The sequence below is a fragment of the Williamsia limnetica genome, from assembly GCF_003217475.1.
In the GTDB taxonomy this organism is placed as follows: domain Bacteria; phylum Actinomycetota; class Actinomycetes; order Mycobacteriales; family Mycobacteriaceae; genus Williamsia; species Williamsia limnetica.
Map to the genome: position 1 here is coordinate 78,264 of NZ_QJSP01000018.1, position 25,982 is coordinate 104,245.

Sequence of the window (25,982 nt, forward strand, 5' to 3'; positions counted from 1 at the left end):
GCTACTCGGCAGCAAGATCGGTGTTCGGGAACTGTTCGCGGCCCCGACTGTCGAAGAGCTTGCATCCCGATTGTCGGCGAGTACTGATATTCGACCTCAGCGACCGCCGTTGGTCGCGCGACCCCGGCCGGTGCGAATACCGCTCTCACTGGCGCAGACCAGGATGTGGTTTCTCAACCGGTTCGACCCCGAATCGGTTGCGTACAACATTCCTGCGGCGGTGACCCTCAACGGGGCGCTGGATGATTTGGCGCTCGAGCGCGCCATCACCGACGTGGTCGACAGGCACGAATCCCTGCGAACGATGTATCCCGATTCGTCGTCGGGACCCCATCAGGTGATTCTGACGGCCGAGCAGGCCGCGGTCCGCGTCGAGAAATTCGACGTCGACGCTCAGACGCTGTTGCCGGAGCTGCAGCGTTTCGTGGCACAGGGTTTTGATGTCACCCTCACGGTTCCCGTGCGTATTGCGTTGCTTCGGGTGGAGCCCGATCAGCACGTGCTCGTGATGGTCGTCCACCACGTGGCTGCGGACGGCCAATCGATGGTCCCGTTCGTCGGTGACCTGGCGATGGCCTACGCAGCCCGCGTCGAGGGTCAAGCGCCGGCCTGGTCGCCGCTGCCGGTTCAGTACGCGGACTATTCCATCTGGCAGCGCGACCTCCTGGGCGACGAAGGTGACCCGGGAAGTGTGCTCGCCACTCAAGTCGAGTTCTGGAAGCGCAACCTGGCGGGTATCCCGGATCAGCTCGAACTGCCCACCGATCGGCCACGGCCTCCGGTGCAGTCGCTACGGGGCCGCCAGCTGCGCTTCTCTGTTCCCGCCGATCTACATCGCGGATTGTCGGACCTCGCGCGTTCACGGGGTGCCAGTACGTTCATGGCCTTCCACGGTGCGTTCGCGCTGTTGCTGGCGCGACTGAGCGGCAACGGGGACATCACCGTCGGTACGCCGATGAGTGGTCGGGTGGAGAGTGAGGTCGAAGGTGTCATCGGCATGTTCGTCAACACACTGGCACTGCGGACCGAGATCGATCCGGGGCGGAGCTTCAACACCCTGCTCGACGGTGTCCGCGATCGGGATGCGGAAGCATTCACCCACGCCGACGTGCCGTTCGAGCGGCTCGTGGAGGTGCTCAACCCGCAGCGGTCCACTGCGCGGCATCCGATCTTCCAGGTCGGTCTGTCTTTCCAGAACATCGATCGCGCCACTCTGGAGCTTCCGGGTCTGCGCATCGAGCCGGTCGAGATGCCGGAGGGCGTCGCACAGTTCGACCTGCACCTGATCCTGTCGGACAACTACGGTCCCGACGGTGAACCCACCGGCCTCGACGCGGTGTTCACCTACGCCGACGATCTGTTCGATCCCGATACGGTGTCGTCCATCGCCGAGCGCTTCGTGACCCTGATCTCGGAGATCGTCGCCACCCCGTTCACCGCCGTGGGCGACCTGCCACTGCTCACCGATCGTGACCGCCGCGAACTGATCCGCGGACGGAACAACACCGCGGTGGTGCTCGCGCCGGCGACTCTGGCCACCCGACTGGCGATGTCGGTGCGGGACAACGCCGGCGACATCGCGCTGGAGACGGACGACGGCAGCACCCTGACCTATGCCGAGCTCGGTGGACGGGTGAACGCCCTCGCGCGGATTCTGATCGCCCAGGGTGTCGGGCCCGAGACCATCGTCGGTCTGGCCATGCCGCGCTCGATCGACCTGCTCGTCGGTATGTATGCCATCACCGTCGCGGGCGGCGCCTACTTGCCCATCGACCCGGATCACCCGTTGGATCGGACATCTTTCATCGTCGAGAGTGCCCGGCCGGTGCTGACATTGGTCTCCGGCGACCGCCCGGCCGGCCTGCCGGATGCGACCGCGACCCTGGATGTCACCCAACTCGACATGGCGTCGGCCTCGTCCGGCCCGGTCGAGGACTCCGATCGCATCGCGCCCCTGCGCCCCGAGAACACCGCCTACATCATCTACACGTCGGGATCGACCGGCCGCCCGAAGGGCGTCGCGGTCCCGCACGCGGCAATCGTCAACCAGATCAACTGGATCGACGCCCAGTTCCGGCTCGACAGTGACGATGCGCTCTTGCTCCGCACGCAGGCGACCTTCGATCTGTCGGTCTGGGAGTTCTGGTGGGCCACGACGTCCGGTGCCCGGCTCGTGGTGGCAGACCCCCAGGGACACCGGGATCCGGTATATCTGGCGGGTCTCATCGAGCGGGCCGGCGTCACCACGATGACGTTCGTGCCGTCGCTGCTCGGGGCATTCCTGCAGGAGGCCCATCCGGGCCAGCTGGCATCCCTGCGCCAGGTCTTGTGCATCGGTGAGGCGCTGACCCCCGATGTCGTCTCCAGATTCCGTCAGTCGACCGGGGAGGCGACCGGCGGCGTAGCCCGACCGGATACCGATTTCGATGTCACCGTGGTCTCGATGCACAACCTGTACGGACCCACCGAGGCCGCGGTCAGCGTCACCCATCAACCCGTGCCGAAAACGGTCGGCGCCGTGGTGCCGATCGGACGGCCCGAGTGGAACAGTCAGGTCTACGTCCTCGACACCCGTCTCCATCCGGTGCCCGACGGCGTCACCGGTGAGCTCTATCTTGCGGGTGCACAGCTGGCCCGCGGATACCACGGCCGCAGTGACCTTTCGTCAGAGCGGTTCGTGGCGAACCCGTTCGGTGGACCGGGCAGCCGGATGTACCGCACCGGTGACCTCGCTCGCTGGACGACACTGGACGGCGACGCCGAGCCGACCCTGGCGTACGTGGGCCGCAGCGACTTCCAGGTGAAGGTGCGCGGATTCCGTATCGAACTCGGTGAGATCGAACGGGTACTCGCGTTGTCGCCTCAGGTCGACGCCGCAGTGGTCACCGTTCACAGTGATCCACACGTCGGTGACCAGCTGGTCGCCTACCTGGTGGCGGCTCCGGGGCAGACTGCCGATACGCGCGCCGTCCTCGCCTTCGCGGCAACGGAACTACCCGCCTACATGGTGCCGGCGCTGGTGGTCCCGATCGATGAGCTGCCGCTCAACATCAACGGCAAGCTCGACCGAAAAGCACTGCCGGAGCCGGTCTTCGCCGGTTCGGAGAGCTATCAGCCGCCGAGCAGCCCCGTCGAGGAGATCGTCGCGGGCATCTTCGCCGACATGGTGGGCGCCGAATGGGTCGGGGTACACGACAGTTTCTTCACCCTCGGGGGCAACTCGCTGTCGGCAACGCGGGTGGTCGCACAGATCAATGCTGCGGTCGGTTCCGATCTGGCGGTCCGCGATCTGTTCACCGAACCCACCGTCGCCGGCTTGGCTCTGCTCGCCGAGCGCGCCGACGGCGGACGCGGCCGTCCGCCGCTGCTCGCCGGGAACCGGCCCGACCGACTGCCGCTGTCGCCGGCCCAGAGTCGGATGTGGTTCATCAACCAATTCGACACCTCCTCACCGGCGTACAACATTCCTGCCGTCATCGCGATGTCGGGCGAGTTGGACGTCTCCGCGCTGCGCGAGGCGGTGACGGACGTCGTCGCGCGCCACGAAATACTGCGCACGCGCTACCCCGATGACGGAGACGGCCCGCGCCAGCACATCGTCGACGTCGATGAAGTGACCTCTGCGGGACTGTTGTTGGATGTTCGCGACGTGTCGGGCGACGAGGATCTGTATGCCCAGCTCGGGTCGCTGATCGGCGCCGGATTCGACGTCACGGCAGCCATACCGGTGCGAATCGCGTTGCTGCGTCGCGGCGTCACCGAGCACGTCCTGGTCATGGTGATCCACCACATCAGTGGAGACGGATCATCGGTGGCACCACTGGCCCGCGACGTGATGGTCGCCTACACCGCGCGCACCGCGGGAACCGAGCCGAACTGGGCGCCTCTTCCGGTGCAGTACGCCGACTATGCGCTGTGGCAGCGCGAGGTGCTCGGCGACGAGTCCGACCCGGAGTCTCTGGCCAGGCGCCAGATCGATTTCTGGACAAAGGAACTCGACGGCATTCCGGATGTCATCGATCTGCCCCTCGACCGGCCCCGGCCTCCGGTGCAGTCGATCGAGGGGGCCGCGTTCGAGTTCGCACTCGACGGCGAACTGCGGTCCCGCCTGCAGCGGGTGGCGAACATCCATCACGCGACGATGTTCATGGTCTGCCACGCGGCACTGGCGGTGTTGCTCTCGCGTTCGGGCACCACCGACGACGTCGCCGTGGGTACGGCGATCGCGGGCCGCGGCGAACCGGAACTCGACGATCTCGTCGGTATGTTCGTCAACACGTTGGTGCTCCGGACGCGGGTCGATCCGGGGGAGCGGTTCACCGACCTGCTCGCCCGCACCCGTAGCACCGACATCGCGGCGTTCACGCACACCGAGATACCGTTCGAGCGGCTTGTCGAGCACCTCGCTCCCGAGCGTGAGACCTCCTACGCGCCCCTGTTTCAGGTGGCGCTCGCCTTCCAGAACAACGAGAAGGCGGAACTGGAGCTCCCCGGAATGAGGGTCTCAGGACTCGAATCCGACCTGAAGACGACCAAATTCGATCTTCAGCTGACGCTCGCCGATCACGTCGACGACAATGGCGTGACCGGTCTGACCGCGCTGTTCACCTATGCGACCGCGCTGTTCGACCAGTCGACGATCGCGTCGCTGGCGCAGCGGTTCACCGCGATCGTGTCGGCGATCGCGGCCGACCCGGATGTCCGCGTCGGCGACATCGAGTTGCTGACCCCCGAAGAAAGGGTGATGCTCTCACCGGTCACCGGACCCCCAGATGTCAATCCATGCACCATGATCGACATCTTCGATGCTGCCGTCGAGGCCAACCCCGATGGGGAAGCGCTTGTCTGCGGTGATGAGTCTCTGACCTATGCCGAACTCGATCACCGGGCCCGACTCTATTCGCGGGTGCTCATCGATCGCGGGGTGCGACCCGGAATGCCGGTGGCGCTGGCCATCGGGCGATCGACGAATTCGATGATCGCCTTCTGGGCCATAGTCAGATCCGGTGGTGCGGTGCTGCCCATCGATCCGAACTATCCGGCCGACCGGATCGAGGGGATGGTTGCCGACGCCGATGTCGCGATCGGACTGACGACGGCGGACATCGTCGACCGACTACCGCAGCTGACCAAGTGGCTGCCCATGTCCGAGGACGTGCTGGCAGCGATGCGCGCCTCCGAGGATGCCGAGAGCGCCGGTGAGCAGAAGGCAGCGGTCCCGGCGACGCCGCATATCGATGATCTCGCCTACGTGATCTTCACGTCGGGTTCGACGGGCCGTCCCAAGGGCGTCGGGACCACCCACCGCGGCCTCGCCAACCTCGTGACCGAGATGCCGTCGCGCTTCAAGCTGACCCAATCCTCGCGAGTCCTGCATTTCGCGTCGCCGAGTTTCGATGCGTCGATCTTCGAGATCATGATGGCGGTCACGGCGGCGTCGACGCAGGTGATCGCCCCGGCGTCGATCTTCGGTGGCGAAGACCTGGCCAGATTGCTGGCCGAGCAGCGGGTGTCCCACGCATTCGTGACTCCCGCGGCACTCGCCACGGTGCCTGCCGACGGTCTCCGCGGTGTCGAGATGATCGCTGTCGCCGGAGACGTCTGTCCTCCGGAACTGGTGCGGCGGTGGGCTCCCAGTCGATCGATGTTCAATCTCTACGGTCCGTCGGAGGCCACCATCTGGTCGACGTCGACACCGCCCCTGGATCCGTCTGGCCCGGTCACCATCGGTGGCCCTGTGACCGGAGTCCGTGCCCTCGTGGCCGATTCCCGGATGCAACCGGTCCCCGTCGGTGTCGCCGGCGAACTGTACGTGTCGGGTGCGGCGGTCGGCCGGGGATATCTCGGACGTTTCGACCTGACCGCCCAGCGATTCGTCGCTGATCCCTACGGCGAACCAGGCTCGCGGATGTACCGCACCGGCGATGTGGTGCGTTGGAAGCAGGTGTCCGACCATCGCCTGGAGCTGGAGTTCCTGGGACGCAGCGACTATCAGGTCAAGGTGCGTGGTTTCCGTATCGAGCTCGGCGAGATCGACTCGGCGCTCGGTGACCATCCCGACATCGACTTCGCGGTGACGGTCGGCCGGACGAACCCGAACACCGGCCAGACCATCCTCGCCGCCTACATCTACCCACGTCCGGGCAGAAGCGTTCAGGTCTCAGAGGTCAGTGCCCGCCTCGGGGAGCGACTGCCGGCGCACATGGTGCCGTCATCGATCACCGTCCTCGACTCGGTCCCACTGACACCTGCCGGCAAACTCGATCGCCGGGCACTGCCCGAACCGGTCTTCGACAGCAACGCCGATTCGTATCGTGCCCCGACCTCCGCGATGGAGGAACTGCTCGCGACACTCTTCGCCGACGTGCTCGGGGTCGAGCGCATCGGCGTGGACGACTCGTTCTTCGCACTCGGCGGCGACAGCATCGTCTCGATTCAGCTCGTCTCGCGGGCCCGTGAGGCCGGAATCGTGTTCACGCCTCGTGACGTGTTCGATCGGCGCACGGTGGCCGAGCTCGCCGCGGTAGCGCGGGCCGCAGCCGATGCCGAGGTCCGACGCGTCGCAGAACTCCCTGGTGGCGCAGTGGGTGCGGTGCCACTGACCCCGATCATGCGCTGGCTGGTCGAGTCCCGTCGCAACTACCGGCATTTCTCGCAGGCCACGTTCCTGACGCTGCCCGCCGATCCAGGACACGACCGGTTGCTGGCCGCGGTCTCGGCAGTGCTGACCACACACGATGTCCTCCGAGCCAGACTCGTCCTCGACCGCGACCCCGAGCACTCCCGTCTGGAGATCCCGTCAGCGGATTCGATCGACCCCGCATCGGTACTGACCCGGGTCGAGTTCACCGCAGCCCCGGGCACGTCTGAGTTCGAGGAGACGGTTGCGGCAGCGACCCGCATCGCCATCGATCGCCTCGATCCGGAGAGCGGCGTGATGATGCAGGTCGTCTGGTTCGATCCGGCCGCAGGTCTGCCGGCGGACGTGATCGGCCGCCTGTACGTGCTCATTCACCACCTGGTGGTCGACGGTGTGTCCTGGCGGATTCTGCTGCCGGATCTCGCTGTGGCCTGGGGCCAGAGTCACGGTGGGGCGGTGCCCGAACTGCCTGCCGTGGGCACCTCGATGCGTGCCTGGTCAACTGCGCTGAACGCGACCGCTGAGCAGCGCGGCGATGAGATCGATTACTGGACCACGGTTCTCGGAGTCGACGATCCGGTGCTGGGTAGGCGTCGGGTCGATCCCGATGTCGATGTTGCCGACACGATCGACCGCTTGGAGGTCGAGTTCAGCAGCTACGTCACGGAGTCGATGCTCACCGGTGTCAGCGCCGCCTATCGCGGTGGCGCCAACGATGCGCTGCTCACCGCCTTGGCTCTGGCAACTGCGCGGTGGCGTTCACGCCGAGGGTCGGCATCGGACACCCTTCTCGTCGACCTGGAGGGTCACGGCCGTGAAGAAGACGCCGTCGGGGGAGCGGATCTCTCGCGCACAGTGGGCTGGTTCACGTCCCTGTATCCGGTGGCGCTCGATCTCTCCGGTATCGACACCGACGATGCGTTCGCGGGCGGTCCGTCCGCGGGCTCGGCGTTCAAGGCGGTCAAGGAACAGCTACGGACGGTGCCGCGGAGTGGGATCGGGTTCGGCGTGCTGCGCCACCGGGCCGACTCGCCGTTGGCGGGGATCGGGGCCGACCCACAAATCGGATTCAACTACCTCGGACGCATCGCGGCCGGACACGGCGACGTCGATGACGCCGCCGCGGCTCACGGGTGGCAGCGCGCAACCGACGGTGGTGAAGTCGGCGGCGCCCAGGACCCAGGGATGGTCGTTCCGTCCGCACTGAGCATCAACGCCGTCACGACCGACTACGCCGACGGACCGAGATTGTCCGCGTCGTTCGCCTACGCCACCGGAATCCTCGACTCCGACGACGTCCGCGAACTGGCGGAACTCTGGAAGGAAGCGGCCGCGGCGCTGGTTTCTCACGACCGTCGCGGTGACGCCGGTGGTCTGACGCCGTCGGATGTCCCACTCGTCCGTGTCAAGCAGACCGAGATCGACGTCCTCGAGCGCGATCACCGCGCAGTCCACGACATCTGGCCGTTGTCCCCGCTGCAGATGGGCATGCTGTTCCACGCGGAGGTGGCGGGCGAGTACGTGACCGATGTCTACACCGCCCAGGTCGTCCTGGAACTGCGTGGCGTCGTCGACGAGAACCGGCTGCGGGCCGCCGCGACCACTCTGGTCTCGCGGAACCCCAACTTGCGGGCAGGTTTCCATCACGTGGACGACGGCACCGTCGTCCAGTTCATCGCGGGTAGCGTCGACGTTCCGTGGCAGGTGGTCGACCTGTCGGAGCAGTACCGTGTCGATCCGGCCGCAGTCGACCACGAGGTGGATCGTCTGCTCCGCGAGCACCGCAGTGGCCGCTTCGACATGGCGGCACCGCCACTGCTGCGCATCCTGTTGCTGCGTCTCGGTGAAGGCCGCTACCGGATGTCCATGACGAATCATCACATCCTGCTCGACGGCTGGTCAGGACCGCTGCTCATGGAGCAGTTGTTCACGCTGTATGCGACGGGAGGCGACGACACGCATCTGCCCCGGTCGCGGTCGTACCGTGACTTCCTGGAGTGGCTCGACCGGCGTGATTCGTCGGCCGCGGTGGCGTCGTGGGAACACGCGCTGGACGGCGTCGAATCGTCGACTCTGTTGGTCGACCAGAGCGAGTCGGTCACCGCCGGCGACCAGATCCCGGTCGAACTCGCCCTGGACCTCGACAGGCACACCGCCGAGGGTCTCGCGAATCTGTCCCGGGATCGCGGCCTGACGATGAACACGCTCGTCCAGGCCGCGTGGGGCCTGGTGCTCGCCCGTTCCCTCGGCAGCGACGATGTCGTCTTCGGGGCGACCGTGTCCGGTCGTCCGCCGGAGATCGCCGGTGTCGAGTCGATCCTCGGCCTCTTCATCAACACCATCCCGGTGCGGGTCCGTCTGGACGAGCGGGAGACGGTTCTCGGTTTGCTCGAACGGATTCAATCCGAGCAGGCGGGCCTGCTGGAGGCCCACCACATCGGCCTGCCGACCATCCAACGCGCGGTGGGGCTGCCGATCCTTTTCGACACCCTGACCGTCTTCGAGTCCTACCCGGTGGACCGGGGCAAGTTGGACGCGCAATCGGACATCGACGGGATGTCCATCGCCGGCGCGCAGATCAACGACGCCTCGCATTACCCGACAACCCTGTTGGCACAATCGGATCCGGACCTGGCACTCAAGCTGAAGTACCTGCCGTCGGTGGTCCCGCACGATCGCGCCGAGATCTTGGCCGCCCGGCTCGTGCGGGTGCTCAATACCTTTGCGCAGGCGAGCTGGACACCGGTGCGAGAGCTCGATCTGCTGGACGCCGACGAGCTGACTGCGCAACTCCACACGTGGAACGACACGGCGCGAGAGGTGCCGGAGCGCACTGCCATGGAGTTGTTCGCCGAACAGGTCGCCGCGACTCCTTCCGCCGTCGCGTACCAGTACGGCGATCAGACGCTGACGTACTCGGAGTTCGACGCGCTGACCAACAAGCGTGCCCGCGCGCTGATTGCGCGGGGGATCGGACCCGATTCGATAGTGGGCGTTGCGATGCCGCGCACACTCGAGCAGGTCGCCGTCGTCTACGGCATCCTCAAGGCCGGCGGCGCCTACCTACCCCTCGACACAGAGGCGCCGGATGACCGGTTGCGGGCAATCGTCGGCGATGCCGGGGTCGACTGTGTTGTCGCCGAGTCTTCCCGCCTCGGTCAGCTGCGCTCGGCATTGCCGGGTGTGACGGTCTTGGACTTGGCGGCACGAGATCTCCAGTCGATCGATTCGAGCCCGCTGCGGCCCGGCGAGGTCCGGGGCCGCGTGCGCCCGGACTCGTTGGCCTACGTGTTGTTCACATCGGGGTCGACGGGTCGCCCCAAGGGCGTGCAGATCAGTCAACGTGCCCTGGTCAATCAGGTGTGCTGGATGGCGGTCGAATACGAGTTCAACGCCGATGACGTGGTCCTGCTGAAGACCCCGTTCACCTTCGATGCCTCTGTGTGGGAGATGTTCGCCCCATCGCTGGCCGGTGCGCGCACTGTCATCGCCGAGCCGCAGGCACACCGCGACGCCGACGAACTGGTGTCGCTGGTGCAGCAGCATGGGGTGACGGTCGTGCAGTTCGTCCCGTCCGTGCTGTCGGTCTTCGCCGATGCGGCAGAACCGGAGTCGATCGAAACCCTGCGTACAGTTTTCAGCGGCGGCGAGGCGTTGCCTGTCGCGCTGGCCGAGCGCGTGGCGACCCTCGGCAAAACCAAGGTCGTCAATCTGTACGGTCCGACGGAGGTCACCGTCGATGCAACCTCGCAGGTCGTAGCCGATGGATCGAACGGTACCTCCGCCGGTGCCGGCATCGGGTCGCTGTCGACCTCCGGAGCCGCACCGATCGGTCGGCCGGTCTGGAACACCAAGAGCTGGGTACTCGATCGTTGGTTGCGGCCGGCGATGGTCGGCGCGGTCGGGGAGCTGTACCTCGCCGGGGAGCAGCTGGCGCGCGGCTATCTGGGGCGACCGGATCTGACTGCCGAGCGTTTTGTGCCGAGCGTCTTCGGTCCGTCCGGATCGGTCATGTACCGCACCGGTGACCGTGTTCGCCGCCTGTCGGACGGGACCATCGAGTACGTCGGCCGGGTTGATTTCCAGGTCAAACTCCGTGGACTGCGCATCGAGCTGGAGGAGATCGAAACTGCCCTGGCAGAACACGATTCGGTCGCGCAAGCGGCGGTGGTCATCCACTCCGACGCCGGCAGAGAGCGCTTGATCGGGTACGTGACCGGCAACGATATCGACCCGCGCGATGTACGCGAGCACGCCGGCCGCACACTGGCGCCGTACATGGTCCCCGAGATGATCGTGGTTCTCGAGGAGTTCCCCCGCGGCCGTTCGGGCAAGATCGCGCGGCGGGAGCTACCGGCCCCCGACGTCGCGACAACCGCCGGGCGTCGTCCCGCCACCCCGAACGAGGAGATCCTCAGTCGGATCGTCGCCGAACTGGTCGGTGTCGACGATGTCGGTGCGGACGATTCGTTCTTCGAACTCGGCGGCGACAGCATCCTCGCGATGCAACTGGTGAGCCGGGCACGTGCTGCCGGACTGAACTTCACTGCCCGCGACGTGATCGAGAAACGAACGATCGCGGCGCTGGCCGTGGTTGTGAACAACAACGTGCTCGACAGAACATCAGAGGTTGCGCGTGCCGCCGATCAGGCAATCGCGCCGCCTAGCCCCGTCATCGCTCGAATGCTCGAAAGAGGCGGCGATTACCGCAGATTCGTGATGCCTATGGTGGTGAACCTGCCCGTCGAGGTGACGGAAGAACAGATTGTCGACACCTTCGAGGCGATCTTCGATCTGCATGACGTGTTTCGAGCGCGCCTCGATGGGGACAACTTGGCGATCGCCGAGCCTGGTTCTGTCGATGTCCGCTCGATGCTTCGGCGGCTCGAGTTGCGACCCGGACAGCTTCCGGGCGAGGCCGGATATCAGGCCGCGCTTCGCGGCGCCCTGTTCGAAGAGATGGATCATCTCGATCCCGGCACCGGTGCGATGGTGCGGTTGGCGTGGCTTGATCCGGGTGCAGGCATCGCCGGCCGATTGCTGGTAGTCGCCCACCACCTCGTGGTGGACGCGGTGTCTTGGCGCGTCTTGGTGGCCGACATCGCAACGGCGGGCTCGCAGATCTCAGCCGGAGCACCGATTTCGCTGCCTGAAATCGGCACCTCGTGGCAGGACTGGACAACCAGCCAACACCGACAAGTAGAGTCACGGCGCGGCGAACTCGAGCACTGGCAAGCGGTACTGGACGGAGAAGACCCGATGCTGGGCAGCAGGCGTCTCGATCTCGCGACGGACCGCGTCGACCAACTCAGCCGCGCCGAGGTGCTCATACCGTCTGACATCGTGGAGCCGCTCATCTCCAGTGCCGGTGACGCGGTGACGATCGCTGATCAACTGGTTGCCGGGCTGTCGGCGGCGCTGGTGGGATGGCGCCGAGACCGGGGCATCGAAGTGGCGTCCGCGCTGCTCACTCTGGAGGGCCATGGTCGGGAGGAATCATTGGTGCCAGGAGCGGACTTGTCTAGGACCGTCGGCTGGTTCACCTCGATGTTCCCGACGCGGATCGACCTTACTGGGATCGACATCGAAAGCTTGTACGAGCAACCCAGGGTAGCGAATGAGGTACTCGGGCGAACACGCGCCGCGATGGAATCGAACCCCGGTCGGGGGATCGGATACGGCATGCTGCGCTATCTCGACCAGGAGTCGGCTGGACTGCTGGCGCAGTTCGATGAGCCCCAGATCGTCTTCAACTACATCGGGATCGTTCCTGGAGGCGATGTGGCTGACGAGATCGCTACCGCGCCATGGTTCCCGGATGTCAACGGTCCTGAACTGGGCAGTACCGACAGTGCGGTCATGGAGCGCGGCAACCGGATGCCGGCTCAATCGGAAATTGACATCCAATCGATGGCCACCGAATCGCCGGACGGCATGGTCGTGAAAGCCTTCGTAACCTACGTCGCAGATGCGATCGATCCTGAAGACTTACAAGAGTTCATCCAGCACTGGCTGCTGGCACTCCGCGCGTTGGCGAATCGGCACCAAAGCTGATTCCTGGCGGGATGTCAGAATTGTCGCCACTGGTGTGACACAGAACCTCAGAGGTTCAGGGACAGGGCGCCTGATGAGTACGCCCGTAGCCAGGATCGAGCGCAACCAGCGTCATCCATACCGCGCGCGGGCTACTCGTCACCTGCATGTGGTCGACGTTTGCCGACTCGCAACCCTCTTGGACCCAAATGTTACGAACCTTGGACCCTCGTGCCGGGTTGAGGAACGCGTTTTCGGGCGGCGTGACCATGGTGTCGTTCTTGGTCGCCAACGCGACGTACGTGACTCCTGGCCGCGTATCCCCGCCTGCGTTGAGTTGGCGGAGGAACGGCGAGCCCGACATCTGTTCGACGTACGACGGCCCCACGGTCGCAGAAGCGAGTGTGACTACCGGAATTCCGAGCATCTCAGCGATTGCTCCGAGTTGCTGGTTGAGATTGAAGCTGGTGCCCTGATTGGTACCCGCCAAGCTAACGAGCGTGTGGACAGAGTTTCGTTCGGGTCTGGCAGCGTCCGACCCGCCGGCTGACTTGAGGTATTCACGGGCGACCAATGCGCCTTGCGAGTGTCCGATCAGGTCGACCTGGCGACCACTTGTCGCAGCTCGCACCTTCGACACGAAGCCAGCAAGTGTTCTGGCTGACCGGCTGATCGTGTTGCCGCCGACCATGTCGAGCAGATTCTCGCCGGTGCTCAGGTCCCTGGTTCCGTAGTTGAGCGCGAAGACGCAGTACCCCTGCGACTTCAACGTTGGTGAGAGGGTGTCCCATGTGGTGACCATGTTGGCCCAGGTGCCGTGCACTAAGACAACGGGCCGGGGGTGTTCGGGAGCCGGTATGCAGGACCAATCGTTGGCCCCTGCAGGTGGAGCGTCGGGTGCGGGAGCTGCCGTGGCCGGGGCTGCGAATCCGGCTAGAAGGGCGACGCTGAGGAGAATCGTGGCAAACACGCCAGACCTGCGACTAGCTTCGTCCGACATAAATATTCCTCCGCACCATCAATCGACCGGGGCCCGCCGTTTGGGGCTCGCATCCAATGGTGACACGAGCTGCAGGTCGGATCATATTCGGTCAAGCCGGATCAATCGGATTGTGAGGCAATTCAGACGGCTCGGACATCCGTTGCGATGAGCCACGAGAGAGTGGATCGCCACAGCGTGGTTCGGTAATCATGCTCGCGTGGTGTCGTACGGCAGTACCCGTTGTTTGTGTTTAGAGAACAATTGACGAAGCGAATAGTGTCCCGTTGCCGGATTCCACGCTCGTGAAGGAACCCAGAAGACCCGATGCATGATCCGCATGGTCCTGACCTCGGCCCGCGACCGCTTGGCCTCTGCCGTCATCCCCCGTGCCTCATAGGTGGCCGGCATGTAGGCGGTGAACTTCGCGTAGGTTTTGGTATCCGAAAGCATCCGACGACCCGAGGCGCTTATCGCCATACCGGGGACGTAAACATTCCGCTGACCGATTTCCTTCACGCAGAGGGTGATGTCGAGGTCGTCGAAGATGCCGTTCTGCTCAAGCAATAGTGGCCTGATTTGCTTCCAGGTACTTGCCCGCACCGCCATGTTCGCGCCGAAAAGCGACGGAACATCCCCGTTGTTCTTCTGCGCCTGATCGAACGCGATGTTGAGCAATTTCTTGTGGATGAACTGCAGCGGCATGTCGTACTGATCGAAGAAACCGGTGCCGGCCCCGATCGAGTCATCTGCGTTGGCAAAGAAGGTGCGGACTGCCGCCGCCCAGCCGGGCTTGGCTCGCGCGTCTGCGTCGAGGCGTCCGATGATATCGCCCTTGGCGACATCAAAGCCTGCGTTGCGAGCGGCGATCACGCCACGCTTGGTCTCCTTGATCATGCGAAGTTGCGGGATTTTCGCGTAAAAACCGGCCACGATATCGGCCGTCTCGTCGGTGGAATTATTGTCGACGACAATGATCTCTTCGATGTCCGCCAACTCGGTGAGCAGGGATTCGAGGAGCCATCCGATGGTTTCTGCCTCGTTGTACGCGGGAATGGCCAGCGATAGGGTCGGCTGAGTCATGCGCCGGAGTATTCCACAGTTGGGCCCATGTGCTCGTCCCATGAATGTGCCAAAAAGGCTCTGACATCGCCCTTACTCGACAGTAGGTACAGTTACGCGCCCCTCGAATCTGACGGGCAAAAATGACTCTCAAGCTCAGTTATTTGTGATCTGTTATTTACCTCCGCTAAGCCTCTGACCTGCAGTGATGCAGGTCATAAGAAATCTTATGGTTTTCCTGCAGACAGGGACTGTGGAGGTGCTGTACACATGTCACCATTAATGAACAGCGCAATCGAGCGTTGAGCAGACACCGAAGGTAGATCATCGTGAGCGATTTGATCCCAACGTCAGGGCACCCTGTGGATACGGGCGTTTCTGCCGTCGCCGTCATCGAGAAGGTCGCGGCAACGCGTCCCGCTCGGGTCGCGGCAGAGTTCGGCGACGACTTCGTCACTTACGGGCGACTGAACTCGACGATCCAGGCGTACCGAGTCGTGATGGATGCCCATGGCATGGGCGAGCAAGCCGCTGTCTTCGCTGCCGTGCTGGGCACACTGCCGGGGCTGGCGGATGAGACTCCCGGCCGCGTCACCGATCGGGTTGCAGACATTTTGCGTGCCATCACCGGGGACACCGAGTGGGCACACATCGAGGAGAGCCGGCAGGTCGGCTGACCTGACAGCAGTAGTCACTCCCCGAACTGCGCGAGTATCCCGCTGTACGTCTTCGGCGGCGGGGGCGCGAGCTCGCCGGATGACGCAGGTGCGGCCTGCATCGTGACCAGTGATTGCAACAGCAGCGTTCCTGCGGCCACACCGTCTATGACGGGTATCCCGATCTTTTGACTGATCAGATGAGCCAGGTCGGCCATACCGGCGCAGCCCAGCACGATGGCGTCGGAGCCGTCGTTCTCGGCGGCCGCCCGGCAGGCATCGATGAGGATCGCGGCGGTGTCGGGGTTGGTCTCGAGTTCCAGCACCGGGATCTCGCAGGCGTGGATGCCGCGGCAGCGCTTGCTCATTCCGTAGCGCTCACTCAACTCCTCTGCGCGGCCGATTGTCCTGCCCAAGGTGGTGACCACGGAGAACCCTCGTCCGAGCAGGGACGCGACGTGCATCGCGGCTTCCGCGATCCCGATCACCGGAACCGGTGAGATCTCACGCGCGGCGTCCAGGCCCGGATCGCCGAAGCACGCCACCAGATAGCCGTCGGCGGGTGTTTCGCTGCGCTGACTCCGGATGATCGCATCGAGTAGTCCTGGCACCGCCAGGGCCTCGTCGTAATGGGATTCGATCGAAGCCGGACCCATCGTCGGGGTGACGCCGACGATCTCGGTCCCCGGCCCGGCGACCGATCGGGCGGCAGCAGCGATCTGATCGGTCATCGCGGCGGTCGTATTCGGGTTGATCACGCTCAGTAGCACGCACCCATCCTTCCATCGGTGCCGAAAATGGGGCCTTCTGGCGAAGAAAACCGCAGGTCGCGGTCGCCAGAAGGCCCCATGATCGGAAGTTGTCAGACTTCGGCGGTGGCCGTGCGGGTTCCGTAGATCAACTCTTTCGGCAGCATCCTCATGCCGACCATGTACATCACGAAGCCGATGGCGGCACCGATGAACCACGTGAAGCTCGCCTGGTAGGCGGTACCCCAGATGACCACGCCGATCGGGATCAGCGCGCCCACGATGGTGGCCGCCACCGCCACCGGGTTGACGCCGCCCCGGAAGTAGTAGGTCGACGTCTCGTCCATGGTGAACAGATCGTCGACGATGATCTTCTGCTTCTTGATCAGGTAGTAGTCGGCGATCAGGATGCCGAACAGTGGTCCGATGACAGCTCCGAGGGTGTCCAGTGTGTAGTGGATCGCGTCGGGATTGTTGTAGAGGTTCCATGGCGTGATCAGGATGGAACCGACTGCGGCGATCATGCCGCCGGTCCGCCAGGTGATCTTCGTCGGGGCGACATTCGAGAAGTCGAATGCGGGGGAGACGAAGTTGGCGACGATGTTGATGCCGATGGTGGCGATGGCGAAGGTCAACACTCCGAGAACGGCCGCGGTGGTGTTGTCGATCTTGTCGACGATGTGCACCGGGTCGGTGATGATGTTGCCCTCACCGTCTTTACCGATCACGGTGGCGCCGGCCGAGACCGTGCAGACAACGAGGATGGAGAAGAACAGGAAGTTCACCGGCAGGCCCCAGAAGTTGCCCTTCTTCACATCGCCGTACGTCTTGGCATAACGCGAGAAGTCGCCGAAGTTGAGCATCGGCCCGGAGAAGTAGGACACCACCAGCGCGATGGCTGAAATGAGTGCGGTGATCGATGCCCAACCCGTTTTGCTCGGCCCCACAGACAGATCGAAGCTGACATTGTCCCAGCCGGCTTTCCAGATCAGATAGCCGGCGAGGATGACCATGACCACATAAACGGCGGGGCCACAGAAGTCGATGAATTTGCGGATGGTCTCCATGCCGTTCCAGAACACGACTGCCTGCAGGACCCACATGAGCATGAACCCTGCCCAGCCCAGCGGGGACAGGCCGAGGAATGCCATATCGCCGCTCTCGCTGTACTTTTCGAGCGACGGCCAGAACTTGAGGGCGAGCAAGCCGAATGCCACCGAGGCGAGATAGGTCTGAATTCCGTACCAGGCCACGGCAATCAGACCGCGGATGATCGCCGGGATGTTGGCGCCCCGAACACCGAAAGCCACCCGGGTCGTCACCGGGTAGGGCACACCGGCCTGTTGCGATGGTTTGGCGACCAGATTGCACAGGACATTGACGATGACGATGCCGACGACCAGTGCGACCAGCACCTGCCAGGCAGCGATGCCGAGCGCAAACAGACTGCCCGCGAACACATATCCGCCGACGCTGTGCACGTCTGACATCCAGAACGCGAAGATGTTGTACCAGGTCCAGCTCTGGTTCTTCAGTGGCGCGAGATCTTCGTTGGTCAGGCGCTGGTCGTAGCTGAGCTTGATCACGCTCTCGCCCGCACCGTTGTTGTGGCTTGTGGGTACCTCGGGATCCGATCCCGACGTCTTGACCTCTGTCATGGGCTTTCCCTGCTGTCGGTGTGAACCGGTTACCCGGTTCTCCAGTGGCTGAGAAAAACCTAAGTCTCCGATGTTGCACTCGGATTACATGCGTAACAAATTGCCGGCGACAAGTGCAGGGAACGGAATATATTCGCAGAATATATTCTGCGAGAGAGGGTGATTCGCTCCGATCAAATCTTCAGAGCTCATCGGCTGAGGCCGGATCCTCGCCGGCGACATTCAGCTGGGCTGCGGTCTCGATGATGACCGACTCGAGCCTGCGATGGTGTTCCTGGGCGACGGCGATGAGTTCGGCGACGTCTCGGCGAGCCATCGCGTCGATCATCTTCTCGTGGTCACTGTGCAGCTGTAGTTGCGTCGGGCCGGTTGCACCCTGCATGACCTGAAAAGGTTCGGTGATATCCCAGGTGGAGTCGAACATGTTGAGCAATCGGTGCATGCCGCAGGGGTTGGCAAGCGCTTGATGAAAGCGTCGCGAATGTACGTGATAGGCCCGGCGATCCCCGGAGATGGTCGCCTCCTGGAGGGCTTCGTGTTCGGCGCGGGCGCGGTCGAGGTCGGCGACGGTTGCCAGTTCGCATGCGCGGGTGAGTGCGGCCTGCTCGAGCACGCCCCGAACGAAGTAGATCTCTCGGAGTTCGGTCAACGTCAGCTGCGCGACGAAATATCCGCCCCCGGTCCGGTGGCCCACCAGGCCCTCGCCGATGAGGGTTTTGAGCGCCTCGCGAACCGGGATGGCGCTGACTCCGAACAGCTCTGCGACCTCGCCGACGGGAATTGCGGAACCGGGCGCCGCGCTCCCGTCGAGAATGACCCGCCGTAGTTCGCCGAGCACGCTGGCCTGGGCGCTGCCGGAACGCTCTCCGTTCAGGTACGAGACCAGCGGGCGATGTGGATGATGCGGCGGCACGACTTCCTTCGGGCGATGACGTGAGGACGATGTTCGCCGAATCTTAGGCCCATCTGTGCCGCTCGGCCTCCCGAGACCTGCGTTCGGGGTTTTACGCCGGCGTCACCCAGGTCGTGATGTCGCAGTGCACGACCTCGACGCCGCTGTGGTCCGTGATCGTGATGTTCACGGTGACGTCGCGGCCCTCGGTGATCTCGGCCCAGTCGAGTGGTTCCGCGATCGTCGCCACCGCGCGCAGCCCGGTCTTCGCTTTGGTCAGGTACTGGCTTGTCATCGCCTTGGGAATCCATCGGTGGGTGGTGGGGGTGCTGGCCTCCATCAGCATCCCCATGGCCGTCTCGGCCAGATTGCACGCGGCGATCGCATGAAAGGTACCGAGGTGGTTGCGGATCCCGAACCATCTCGGCGCGGTCACCTCGCAATAGCCGGGTTCCATCGTTTTGACGTACGGCAGGATCGTCGCGAAGTAGGGGACTCGGACGCACATGCCCACCGAGAAGAGGGCGGCGCCGAGGCGACCCTCCGGGAGTTTCTGCCGAAAGCGATAGGTGGGGCCGGACAGGGAGCTCGTGGTGGTCATGGGGGCTTATCTTACTGCCCGGTAAGTTATCGGGATCGGCAGGATGCGAACGTACCGACCTGAGCGAGTCGCAGATCCTCCAACTGCTCTTTCGCGTGGGCTCGGCCGACGTTGAAGTCCATCAACCCGTGATCGGATCGGACCTCACGGGCGATGGTCCGGAGAACGCATCGGCGAAGGTCGTCAGGCAAGTCGAGGAGCGCGCCGGTGGCGTCGGGGGAGAGCTGCGACAGGTAGACGAGATCGATCTTCCCGGTCTTGTCGAACCGGTCGACGTTCGCCTGGGCGATCTGGTGGTCGGGGTTGTAGGCGGCGAAGCCCAGTGCCGCGACGATGGTCATGACACCGACGATGCGGGGGAGGTGACGCGTACCGAGTCCGATGCCTGCGGCGATCAGGATGATGAGGATCGCACCGAGCCACAGTTCGGTCGCCAAGACACTGATCCGCAACCGGGTGGCGCCGAAGGCGTCCATATAGAGATCCATCCGGTGCAGGGCCGATGCGACGACCGCCAGTGCACCCAGGCACAGACCACCGAGAATCGCTCGCACCAACGCGCGCCGGCTCGCCGTACTGCGATCTGCTCGCCGCCAGCCGACGGTGACAACCAGGATCGTCAGTGCGGTGATCGCGAACAGCTGCCAGAATCCGGACCGCGCGTATTCGGCGTAGGTGAGGTCAGAGGTGCGTTGGACGTACTCGTCGCCGCCGAACATCGCGCGGGCCTGGATGAGCAGAAACGCGACATACAGTGCCAGCACCGTGCCGGTCGGAACAGCCCACATCCAGGCGTCACCAGCTGGTCGACCTGAGCGCGGCGAGACCCCTGGCTTCGAGAACCTGAGGAAGCAACCGAGGGCGGTGAATGCGGAGATGAGCAGTCCGAGAACGATATCGGGGCCGACGTTCGCATCGCCGAAGTCGGGGGTGAGGTCGCTCAACAGTGATGCGAACGTGGCGTCGGCTCCGGCGAAGAGCGCACCGAAGACCACCAGCAGCACGATCGTCGTCGCGGCCACTTTGATGATCGCCCCGAGGTTCTTGATCGGCCTGTCGGCGCATGCCGTCCCGACACCCCGACACAGCCAGCCGATCGCGCCCAGGGACATCACGATCGGTGCCACGAGCGAGAAGGCCATGTCTCGCACCGACCGTCCATCGACCAGCAGTACTCCGGTCACGAGTATGGCCAACAGGATGCACCAGCCCGCCAGCCATTCGGCGCTACGCCACCCCGCCACCATCAGCAGGGCCAGGATGCTCGCGGCGGTGAGCACTTGCAGCGGACTCGGACGCTCCGGCGAGCCGATGAAGACCGCGATGAGTACCGCTGCCCCGGTGAGCGCGATCCCGATGCCGATCAGCGTCGTGGGCAGCAGCATGGGTGCGATCAGAGCAACCAGGGCGACCGCCGCGAGCACTCTCGACGGCGCCGCGCCAGGGAGCGCCGTGGACACGGTGAGCCGGGCCGAGCGTGGGACCTTCTTCTCCAGCACGACCGGCGGAGCCTGTGGCAGATCGGTTTCGGGCATGGGTTATCGCCTCTCGAAGATGGGGGTGAAATTTGGTGGAACGAGGGTGGTGTCAGCGCACGGGACGGACCGGCAGGCGGATCCGGATCCGGCAGCCGCCGGATTCGATACCTCGATCCCACGGGTCGTCAACGACCGCGATCTCGCCGCCGTGCAGATTGATGACCCACTGGGCGATCGCCAGGCCCAGGCCGGTGCCGCCGTCGCGGGACCCGCCGCGGGTGAACCGGTCGAAGATCCGGGTTCGTTCGGCGGGCGCGATACCCGGTCCCTGATCGGCGACCTCGAGGACGACGACGTCCAGGTCCTGCCGGCCGGCCACCTGCACCACGCCGCCCGGCGGGGAGTGGCGTGCGGCGTTGTCGAGCAGATTGGCCAACACCTGATGCAACCGCGCCTCGTCGGCGACAACGGTGAGATGAGGCGCGATGTCGGTCTCGAAGCTGATGTCGGCGCGTGATCGCATCCTGCACTCGGCGACGGCATCGGTGGCGAAGCGCAAGACATCCATCGGTGCGACGTCGAGCTGGGCCACGCCGCCCTCCACTCGGGAGAGATCGAGCAGTTCGTTGATCAGTCGACCCAGCCGGTCGGTCTGTGAGAGCGCCAACTCCAACGTGCCCTGATCTGGAGTACTCACGCCGTCGACGAGGTTCTCGAGGACGGCGTGGAGTGCCGCAACCGGAGTCCGTAGCTCATGCGCGACGTTGCCGATCACCTCACGGCGGTACTTGTCCTCATCCGCGAGGTCGTCTGCCATCTGGTTGAACGCTGTGGCCAGCGTCCCGATCTCGTCTCTCGAGGTCGCGCGGACCCGGACCGTGTAATCCCCTCGCGACATCCGCCGCACGGCACCGGTCATCTCGCGTAGCGGCGACGTCATGCCGTGGGCCAGGACCAGCGTCACCAGGAAGGCCACGAGCAACGCGACGAGCAGGGCGTATCGGAACTGCCACTGGGCGGTGACCCAGAACGACACGCTCGAGAGGGTCAGCGCCGAACCGACCACGACAGCGGTCTTGAACTTGAACGAATGCAAGGCATCGAGGGGGCGGGGGAGGTCAAGCGTCACGGCGTGCTGCTCTCGAGCGCGTACCCGATGCCGTGGACGGTACGGATCCGGTGGGCCCCGACCTTCTGGCGCAGCGAGCGGACGTGGGAGTCGACTGTCCGGGTCTCGCCCGCGCTCGGCCACTGCCAGACGGTCTCGAGCAACTGGGTGCGACTGAGAACTGCGCCCGGGTGCCGCGCCAACGACGTCAAGAGGTCGAACTCGGTACGCGTGAGATGAACCGCCGAACCCGCGACGGCGACCTGGCGAGCGGCGTGATCGATCTGCAGATCCCCGAGTATCTGCGGGACCGAGGATTCGGCGGACGTCTCGGGCTGCGGGGCTCCGTAGCGCTCGGCCCGCCGCAGCAGGGCCCGGGTTCTCGCGACGAGCTCGCGCATGGAGAACGGTTTGGACAGGTAGTCGTCGGCGCCGACCCCGAGTCCGATGACCAGATCGGTCTCGCCGGACCGGGCGGTGAGCATCAGGACCGGCGTCGGCGCCTGCGACTGGATCCGTCGGCACACCTCCAGTCCGTCCATGCCCGGCAGCATCAGGTCGAGGATCACCACGTCGGGATTGCTCTCGGAATGCTTCGCCACAGCGGCGGGGCCGGTGTCCGCGGTGTTCACATCGAAGCCCTCCGCGCGCATCCGATCGGCGATCGATGTCCTGATCAACGGCTCGTCGTCCACGATCAACACGGACGGAGGTCGGTCCCCGGATGGCTGTGAGGTCATGGAGGCGACGTTAGCTGCGGAATGTCGGCTGCCTGCGCAGATGTTGTGAAGAGACTGTGTAGATCTGCCGCCCGATAGCTGCTGGTGGGGGCAATTTGGACGTACGCCGGATCTGTTGCATACTTGTCGGGTTGCCTTGATCGGCAGCTCGGCGCTGTCTGTCGTCCAACGACTGCTGGGCCACTGTCGATCAGAGAGCACCACCGGACGAACCAAGCGGCTTCCGAACTGGTTCGAGCATCCGTTGTGGCGCACAACATGCAAGCTAGACCCCGCGTTCGCAAGGATGCACCCGGTACAAGTGATAGGCGCATGCGCATAAGTGTGTGTAGCGATCGCGACACGCCCGAGTGCGTGGACCGGAGGCCCGCTCAGGCGGGCAGAGCTCGAACGGCTCGCGCAAGCGGGCTTTGAACAATGACAGATGAACAGCGTCGATCACCACCGCGAGGTTTTGGTCACGAGGGTGCGGCCACTGTGTCGCGACCGCGAGGTGTTCATCTGTGCAGCCGAAAATGACGGAAGAGGACACAGCGTGGCGGGACAAAAGATCCGCATCCGGCTCAAGGCTTACGACCATGAGGCGATCGACGCGTCGGCGCGGAAGATCGTTGAAACCGTGACCCGTACGGGTGCACGCGTGGTCGGCCCTGTGCCGTTGCCCACCGAAAAGAACGTGTATTGCGTCATCCGCTCGCCGCACAAGTACAAGGATTCGCGCGAGCACTTCGAGATGCGTACACACAAGCGACTGATCGACATCCTCGATCCCACGCCGAAGACCGTTGACGCTCTGATGCGCATCGATCTGCCGGCCAGCGTCGACGTCAACATCCAGTGAGTGGCGGGATTTAACAGATGACTCAGAGAAATGTGAAGGGAATCCTGGGCACGAAGCTCGGGATGACCCAGGTCTTCGACGAAGACAACCGGGTGATCCCGGTGACCGTCGTCAAGGCCGGACCCAACGTGGTCACCCAGATCCGCACCGAAGAGACCGACGGCTACACCGCTGTGCAGCTCGCCTACGGTGCCATCGATCCGCGCAAGGTCACCAAGCCTGTCGCCGGACAGTTCGCCAAGGCCGGGGTCACCCCGCGCCGGCATGTGTCCGAGATCCGCGTCCACGACGTGTCCGACTACACGGTGGGACAGGAACTGACGGCCGAGATCTTCGCCGACGGTGCACTGGTCGACGTGACCGGCACCTCCAAGGGCAAGGGTTTCGCCGGTGTCATGAAGCGTCACGGCTTCAAGGGCCTGGGCGCCAGCCACGGCGTGCACCGCGTGCACCGCTCGCCCGGATCCATCGGTGGTTGCGCCACCCCCGGTCGCGTGTTCAAGGGCATGCGGATGGCCGGCCGGATGGGCAACGACAAGGTCACCACCCAGAACCTCAAGGTTCACAAGGTGGATGCCGAGTCCGGCCTCCTGCTGATCAAGGGAGCGATCCCCGGTCGCAAGGGCGCCATCGTCATCGTTCGCGACGCAATGAAGGGTGGTGCATAGCCAGTGAGCGTCAACACTGAAAAGCAGCAGACCCGCACGCTCGACGTGAAGGTGTTCGGCGGCAAGACCGACGGCACCGTCGAACTGCCTGCCGAGATCTTCGACGCACCGGCGAACATCTCGCTGATGCACCAGGTCGTCGTCGCGCAGCAGGGTGCAGCACGTCAGGGCACCCACGCCACCAAGACACGGGCCCAGGTCCGTGGTGGCGGTGCGAAGCCTTACCGCCAAAAGGGAACCGGCCGCGCCCGTCAGGGCTCGACCCGCGCACCCCAGTTCGCCGGTGGTGGCGTCGTGCACGGCCCGCAGCCGCGTGACTACAGCCAGCGCACCCCCAAGAAGATGAAGGCAGCTGCTCTGCGCGGAGCCCTCTCCGACCGGGCACGCAACGAGCGCATCCACGTGATCACCGAACTGGTCGCCGGACAGGATCCGTCTACCAAGACGGCTCGTCAGTTCCTCGCGGAACTGTCGGATCGCCGCAAGTTCCTGCTCGTCGTCGGCCGCGAGGACATCGCAGCCTGGAAGAGCGTGCAGAACCTGCAGCACGTCCTGCCGATCGCGCCCGATCAGCTGAACACCTACGACGTGCTCGATGCCGACGAGGTCGTCTTCAGCCGTGAGGCACTCGGCGTCTTCATCGATGGTGCGAGCAAAGATCAGAAGGAGGCCTGAGAAACATGACAGTTCAGGCAAACCCACGCGACATCATCTTGGCCCCGGTGATCTCCGAGAAGTCCTACGGACTGATCGAGGACAACGTGTACACGTTCTTCGTGCACCCGGAGTCGAACAAGACCCAGATCAAGATCGCCATCGAAGAGATCTTCGGTGTGCAGGTCACGAGCGTGAACACCGCGAACCGGCAGGGCAAGCGCAAGCGCACCCGCGCCGGCTACGGCAAGCGCAAGGACACCAAGCGCGCGATCGTGACCCTGGCAGCCGACAGTAAGCCCATCGAGATCTTCGGAGGCCCGGTCGGCTGACGCCGCCCGGACTCAGAAGAAGTAGAGGACAAGAAGACTCATGGCTATTCGTAAGTACAAGCCGACGACTCCTGGTCGTCGTGGCGCTTCCGGCGCGGATTTCGCGGAGGTCACTCGTGACACCCCGGAGAAGTCGCTGGTTCGCCCGCTGCATGGTCGCGGCGGTCGAAATGCCCACGGACGTATCACGACTCGTCACAAGGGTGGCGGCCACAAGCGGGCCTACCGCCTCATCGATTTCCGTCGCCACGACAAGGACGGCATCAACGCCAAGGTCGCTCACATCGAGTACGACCCCAACCGCACTGCGCGGATCGCGTTGCTGCACTACGTCGATGGTGAGAAGCGCTACATCGTTGCACCCAAGGGCCTCGGCCAGGGCGCAGTGGTGGAGAGCGGCCCCAACGCCGACATCAAGCCCGGCAACAACCTGCCGCTCCGCAATATCCCGACCGGTACTCAGATCCACGCGATCGAGCTCCGTCCGGGTGGCGGCGCCAAGCTGGTCCGTTCCGCCGGAGCCGGCGCTCAGCTGCTCGGTAAGGAAGGCGCCTACGCCACGCTGCGTCTGCCGTCCGGTGAAATCCGTCGAGTCGACGTGCGCTGCCGCGCCACCGTCGGCGAGGTGGGCAACGCCGAGCAGAGCAACATCAACTGGGGTAAAGCCGGCCGTATGCGGTGGAAGGGCAAGCGCCCGACCGTCCGTGGTGTCGTGATGAACCCGGTCGACCACCCGCACGGTGGTGGCGAGGGCAAGACCTCCGGTGGACGCCACCCGGTCAGCCCGTGGGGCAAGCCCGAGGGCCGCACCCGCAAGAACAAGCCGAGCGACAAGCTCATCGTCCGCCGCCGCCGCACCGGCAAGAACAAGCGATAACCCAGGAGGGAGTT

At 64.6% G+C, this 25,982-nt stretch carries 16 protein-coding genes (1 of these 16 only partly in view); 7 read left to right on the forward strand and 9 right to left on the reverse strand.

The annotated features are described in order from the left end of the window. A protein-coding gene (locus DFR67_RS24580) for a non-ribosomal peptide synthase/polyketide synthase (RefSeq protein ID WP_245938139.1) crosses the window boundary here: on the forward strand, nt 1-12,694 show its final stretch. Its footprint begins 21,218 nt before the window's first position; only the last 12,694 of its 33,912 coding nucleotides appear in the window; the start codon falls outside the window, past its left edge; its stop codon occupies nt 12,692-12,694. Between the two features lie 55 nt (nt 12,695-12,749). Here the strand turns inward: DFR67_RS24580 and DFR67_RS24585 are convergent, their stop codons facing one another. Together DFR67_RS24585 and DFR67_RS24590 are read right to left on the reverse strand one after the other, a co-directional pair. Further along, nucleotides 12,750-13,673: an esterase/lipase family protein gene (locus tag DFR67_RS24585; protein WP_110472116.1), complete on the reverse strand. Its 924-nt coding sequence runs from the start codon at nt 13,671-13,673 to the stop codon at nt 12,750-12,752. 189 nt (nt 13,674-13,862) lie between these two features. Beyond that, the gene (locus DFR67_RS24590; protein ID WP_158540030.1) at nt 13,863-14,735 is read right to left on the reverse strand and encodes a glycosyltransferase family 2 protein; all 873 of its coding nucleotides are present in this window, start codon (nt 14,733-14,735) and stop codon (nt 13,863-13,865) included. A 308-nt stretch (nt 14,736-15,043) separates the two neighbouring features. Between DFR67_RS24590 and DFR67_RS24595 the strand changes: the two genes are divergently transcribed. Beyond that, the gene (locus tag DFR67_RS24595) at nt 15,044-15,391 is read left to right on the forward strand and encodes a hypothetical protein (protein WP_146240531.1); all 348 of its coding nucleotides are present in this window, start codon (nt 15,044-15,046) and stop codon (nt 15,389-15,391) included. A gap of 14 nt (nt 15,392-15,405) precedes the next feature. Here the strand turns inward: DFR67_RS24595 and DFR67_RS24600 are convergent, their stop codons facing one another. From DFR67_RS24600 to DFR67_RS24630, 7 genes are all read right to left on the reverse strand, one after another. After that, nucleotides 15,406-16,140 (reverse strand): aspartate/glutamate racemase family protein, encoded by a 735-nt coding sequence (locus tag DFR67_RS24600; RefSeq protein WP_110472119.1) that lies wholly within the window; start codon nt 16,138-16,140, stop codon nt 15,406-15,408. A gap of 92 nt (nt 16,141-16,232) precedes the next feature. Further along, the gene (locus DFR67_RS24605; RefSeq protein WP_110472120.1) at nt 16,233-17,777 is read right to left on the reverse strand and encodes an NCS1 family nucleobase:cation symporter-1; all 1,545 of its coding nucleotides are present in this window, start codon (nt 17,775-17,777) and stop codon (nt 16,233-16,235) included. A gap of 181 nt (nt 17,778-17,958) precedes the next feature. Then, on the reverse strand, nt 17,959-18,690 hold the full coding sequence (locus tag DFR67_RS24610) for a GntR family transcriptional regulator (protein WP_110472121.1): 732 nt from the start codon (nt 18,688-18,690) through the stop codon (nt 17,959-17,961). A 91-nt stretch (nt 18,691-18,781) separates the two neighbouring features. Next, the gene (locus DFR67_RS24615) at nt 18,782-19,270 is read right to left on the reverse strand and encodes a hotdog fold domain-containing protein (protein ID WP_110472122.1); all 489 of its coding nucleotides are present in this window, start codon (nt 19,268-19,270) and stop codon (nt 18,782-18,784) included. A 26-nt stretch (nt 19,271-19,296) separates the two neighbouring features. Next, nucleotides 19,297-20,805, reverse strand: a complete 1,509-nt coding sequence (locus DFR67_RS24620; RefSeq protein ID WP_110472123.1) for a DUF4153 domain-containing protein — start codon at nt 20,803-20,805, stop codon at nt 19,297-19,299. 52 nt (nt 20,806-20,857) lie between these two features. Further along, nucleotides 20,858-21,877, reverse strand: coding sequence for a HAMP domain-containing sensor histidine kinase (locus DFR67_RS24625; protein ID WP_110472124.1), 1,020 nt, complete (start codon nt 21,875-21,877; stop codon nt 20,858-20,860). Beyond that, nucleotides 21,874-22,596, reverse strand: coding sequence for a response regulator transcription factor (locus DFR67_RS24630; RefSeq protein ID WP_110472125.1), 723 nt, complete (start codon nt 22,594-22,596; stop codon nt 21,874-21,876). Before DFR67_RS24630 ends, DFR67_RS24625 begins: the two co-directional genes overlap by 4 nt. Before the next feature lie 535 nt (nt 22,597-23,131). On the opposite strand from DFR67_RS24630, the gene rpsJ reads away from it, so the two are divergent. The 5 genes from rpsJ to rplB are packed head-to-tail and all read left to right on the forward strand — an operon-like array spanning nt 23,132 to nt 25,968. After that, nucleotides 23,132-23,437, forward strand: a complete 306-nt coding sequence (gene rpsJ, locus DFR67_RS24635) for a 30S ribosomal protein S10 (RefSeq protein ID WP_003938093.1) — start codon at nt 23,132-23,134, stop codon at nt 23,435-23,437. A 17-nt stretch (nt 23,438-23,454) separates the two neighbouring features. After that, a complete protein-coding gene (gene rplC / locus DFR67_RS24640; protein ID WP_110472126.1) occupies nt 23,455-24,105 on the forward strand; it encodes a 50S ribosomal protein L3 in 651 nt (216 codons plus the stop codon). Between the two features lie 3 nt (nt 24,106-24,108). Continuing rightward, complete coding sequence (rplD, locus tag DFR67_RS24645; protein WP_110472127.1) at nt 24,109-24,780, forward strand: 50S ribosomal protein L4; 672 nt, start codon at nt 24,109-24,111, stop codon at nt 24,778-24,780. Nucleotides 24,781-24,785: 5 nt separating this feature from the next. Further along, nucleotides 24,786-25,091 carry a 50S ribosomal protein L23 gene (gene rplW, locus DFR67_RS24650; RefSeq protein ID WP_084835378.1) on the forward strand — a complete coding sequence of 102 codons (306 nt, stop codon included), beginning with the start codon at nt 24,786-24,788 and terminating at the stop codon, nt 25,089-25,091. A gap of 40 nt (nt 25,092-25,131) precedes the next feature. After that, the gene (rplB, locus tag DFR67_RS24655; protein WP_084835379.1) at nt 25,132-25,968 is read left to right on the forward strand and encodes a 50S ribosomal protein L2; all 837 of its coding nucleotides are present in this window, start codon (nt 25,132-25,134) and stop codon (nt 25,966-25,968) included. The last annotated feature ends 14 nt before the right edge of the window (nt 25,969-25,982 follow it).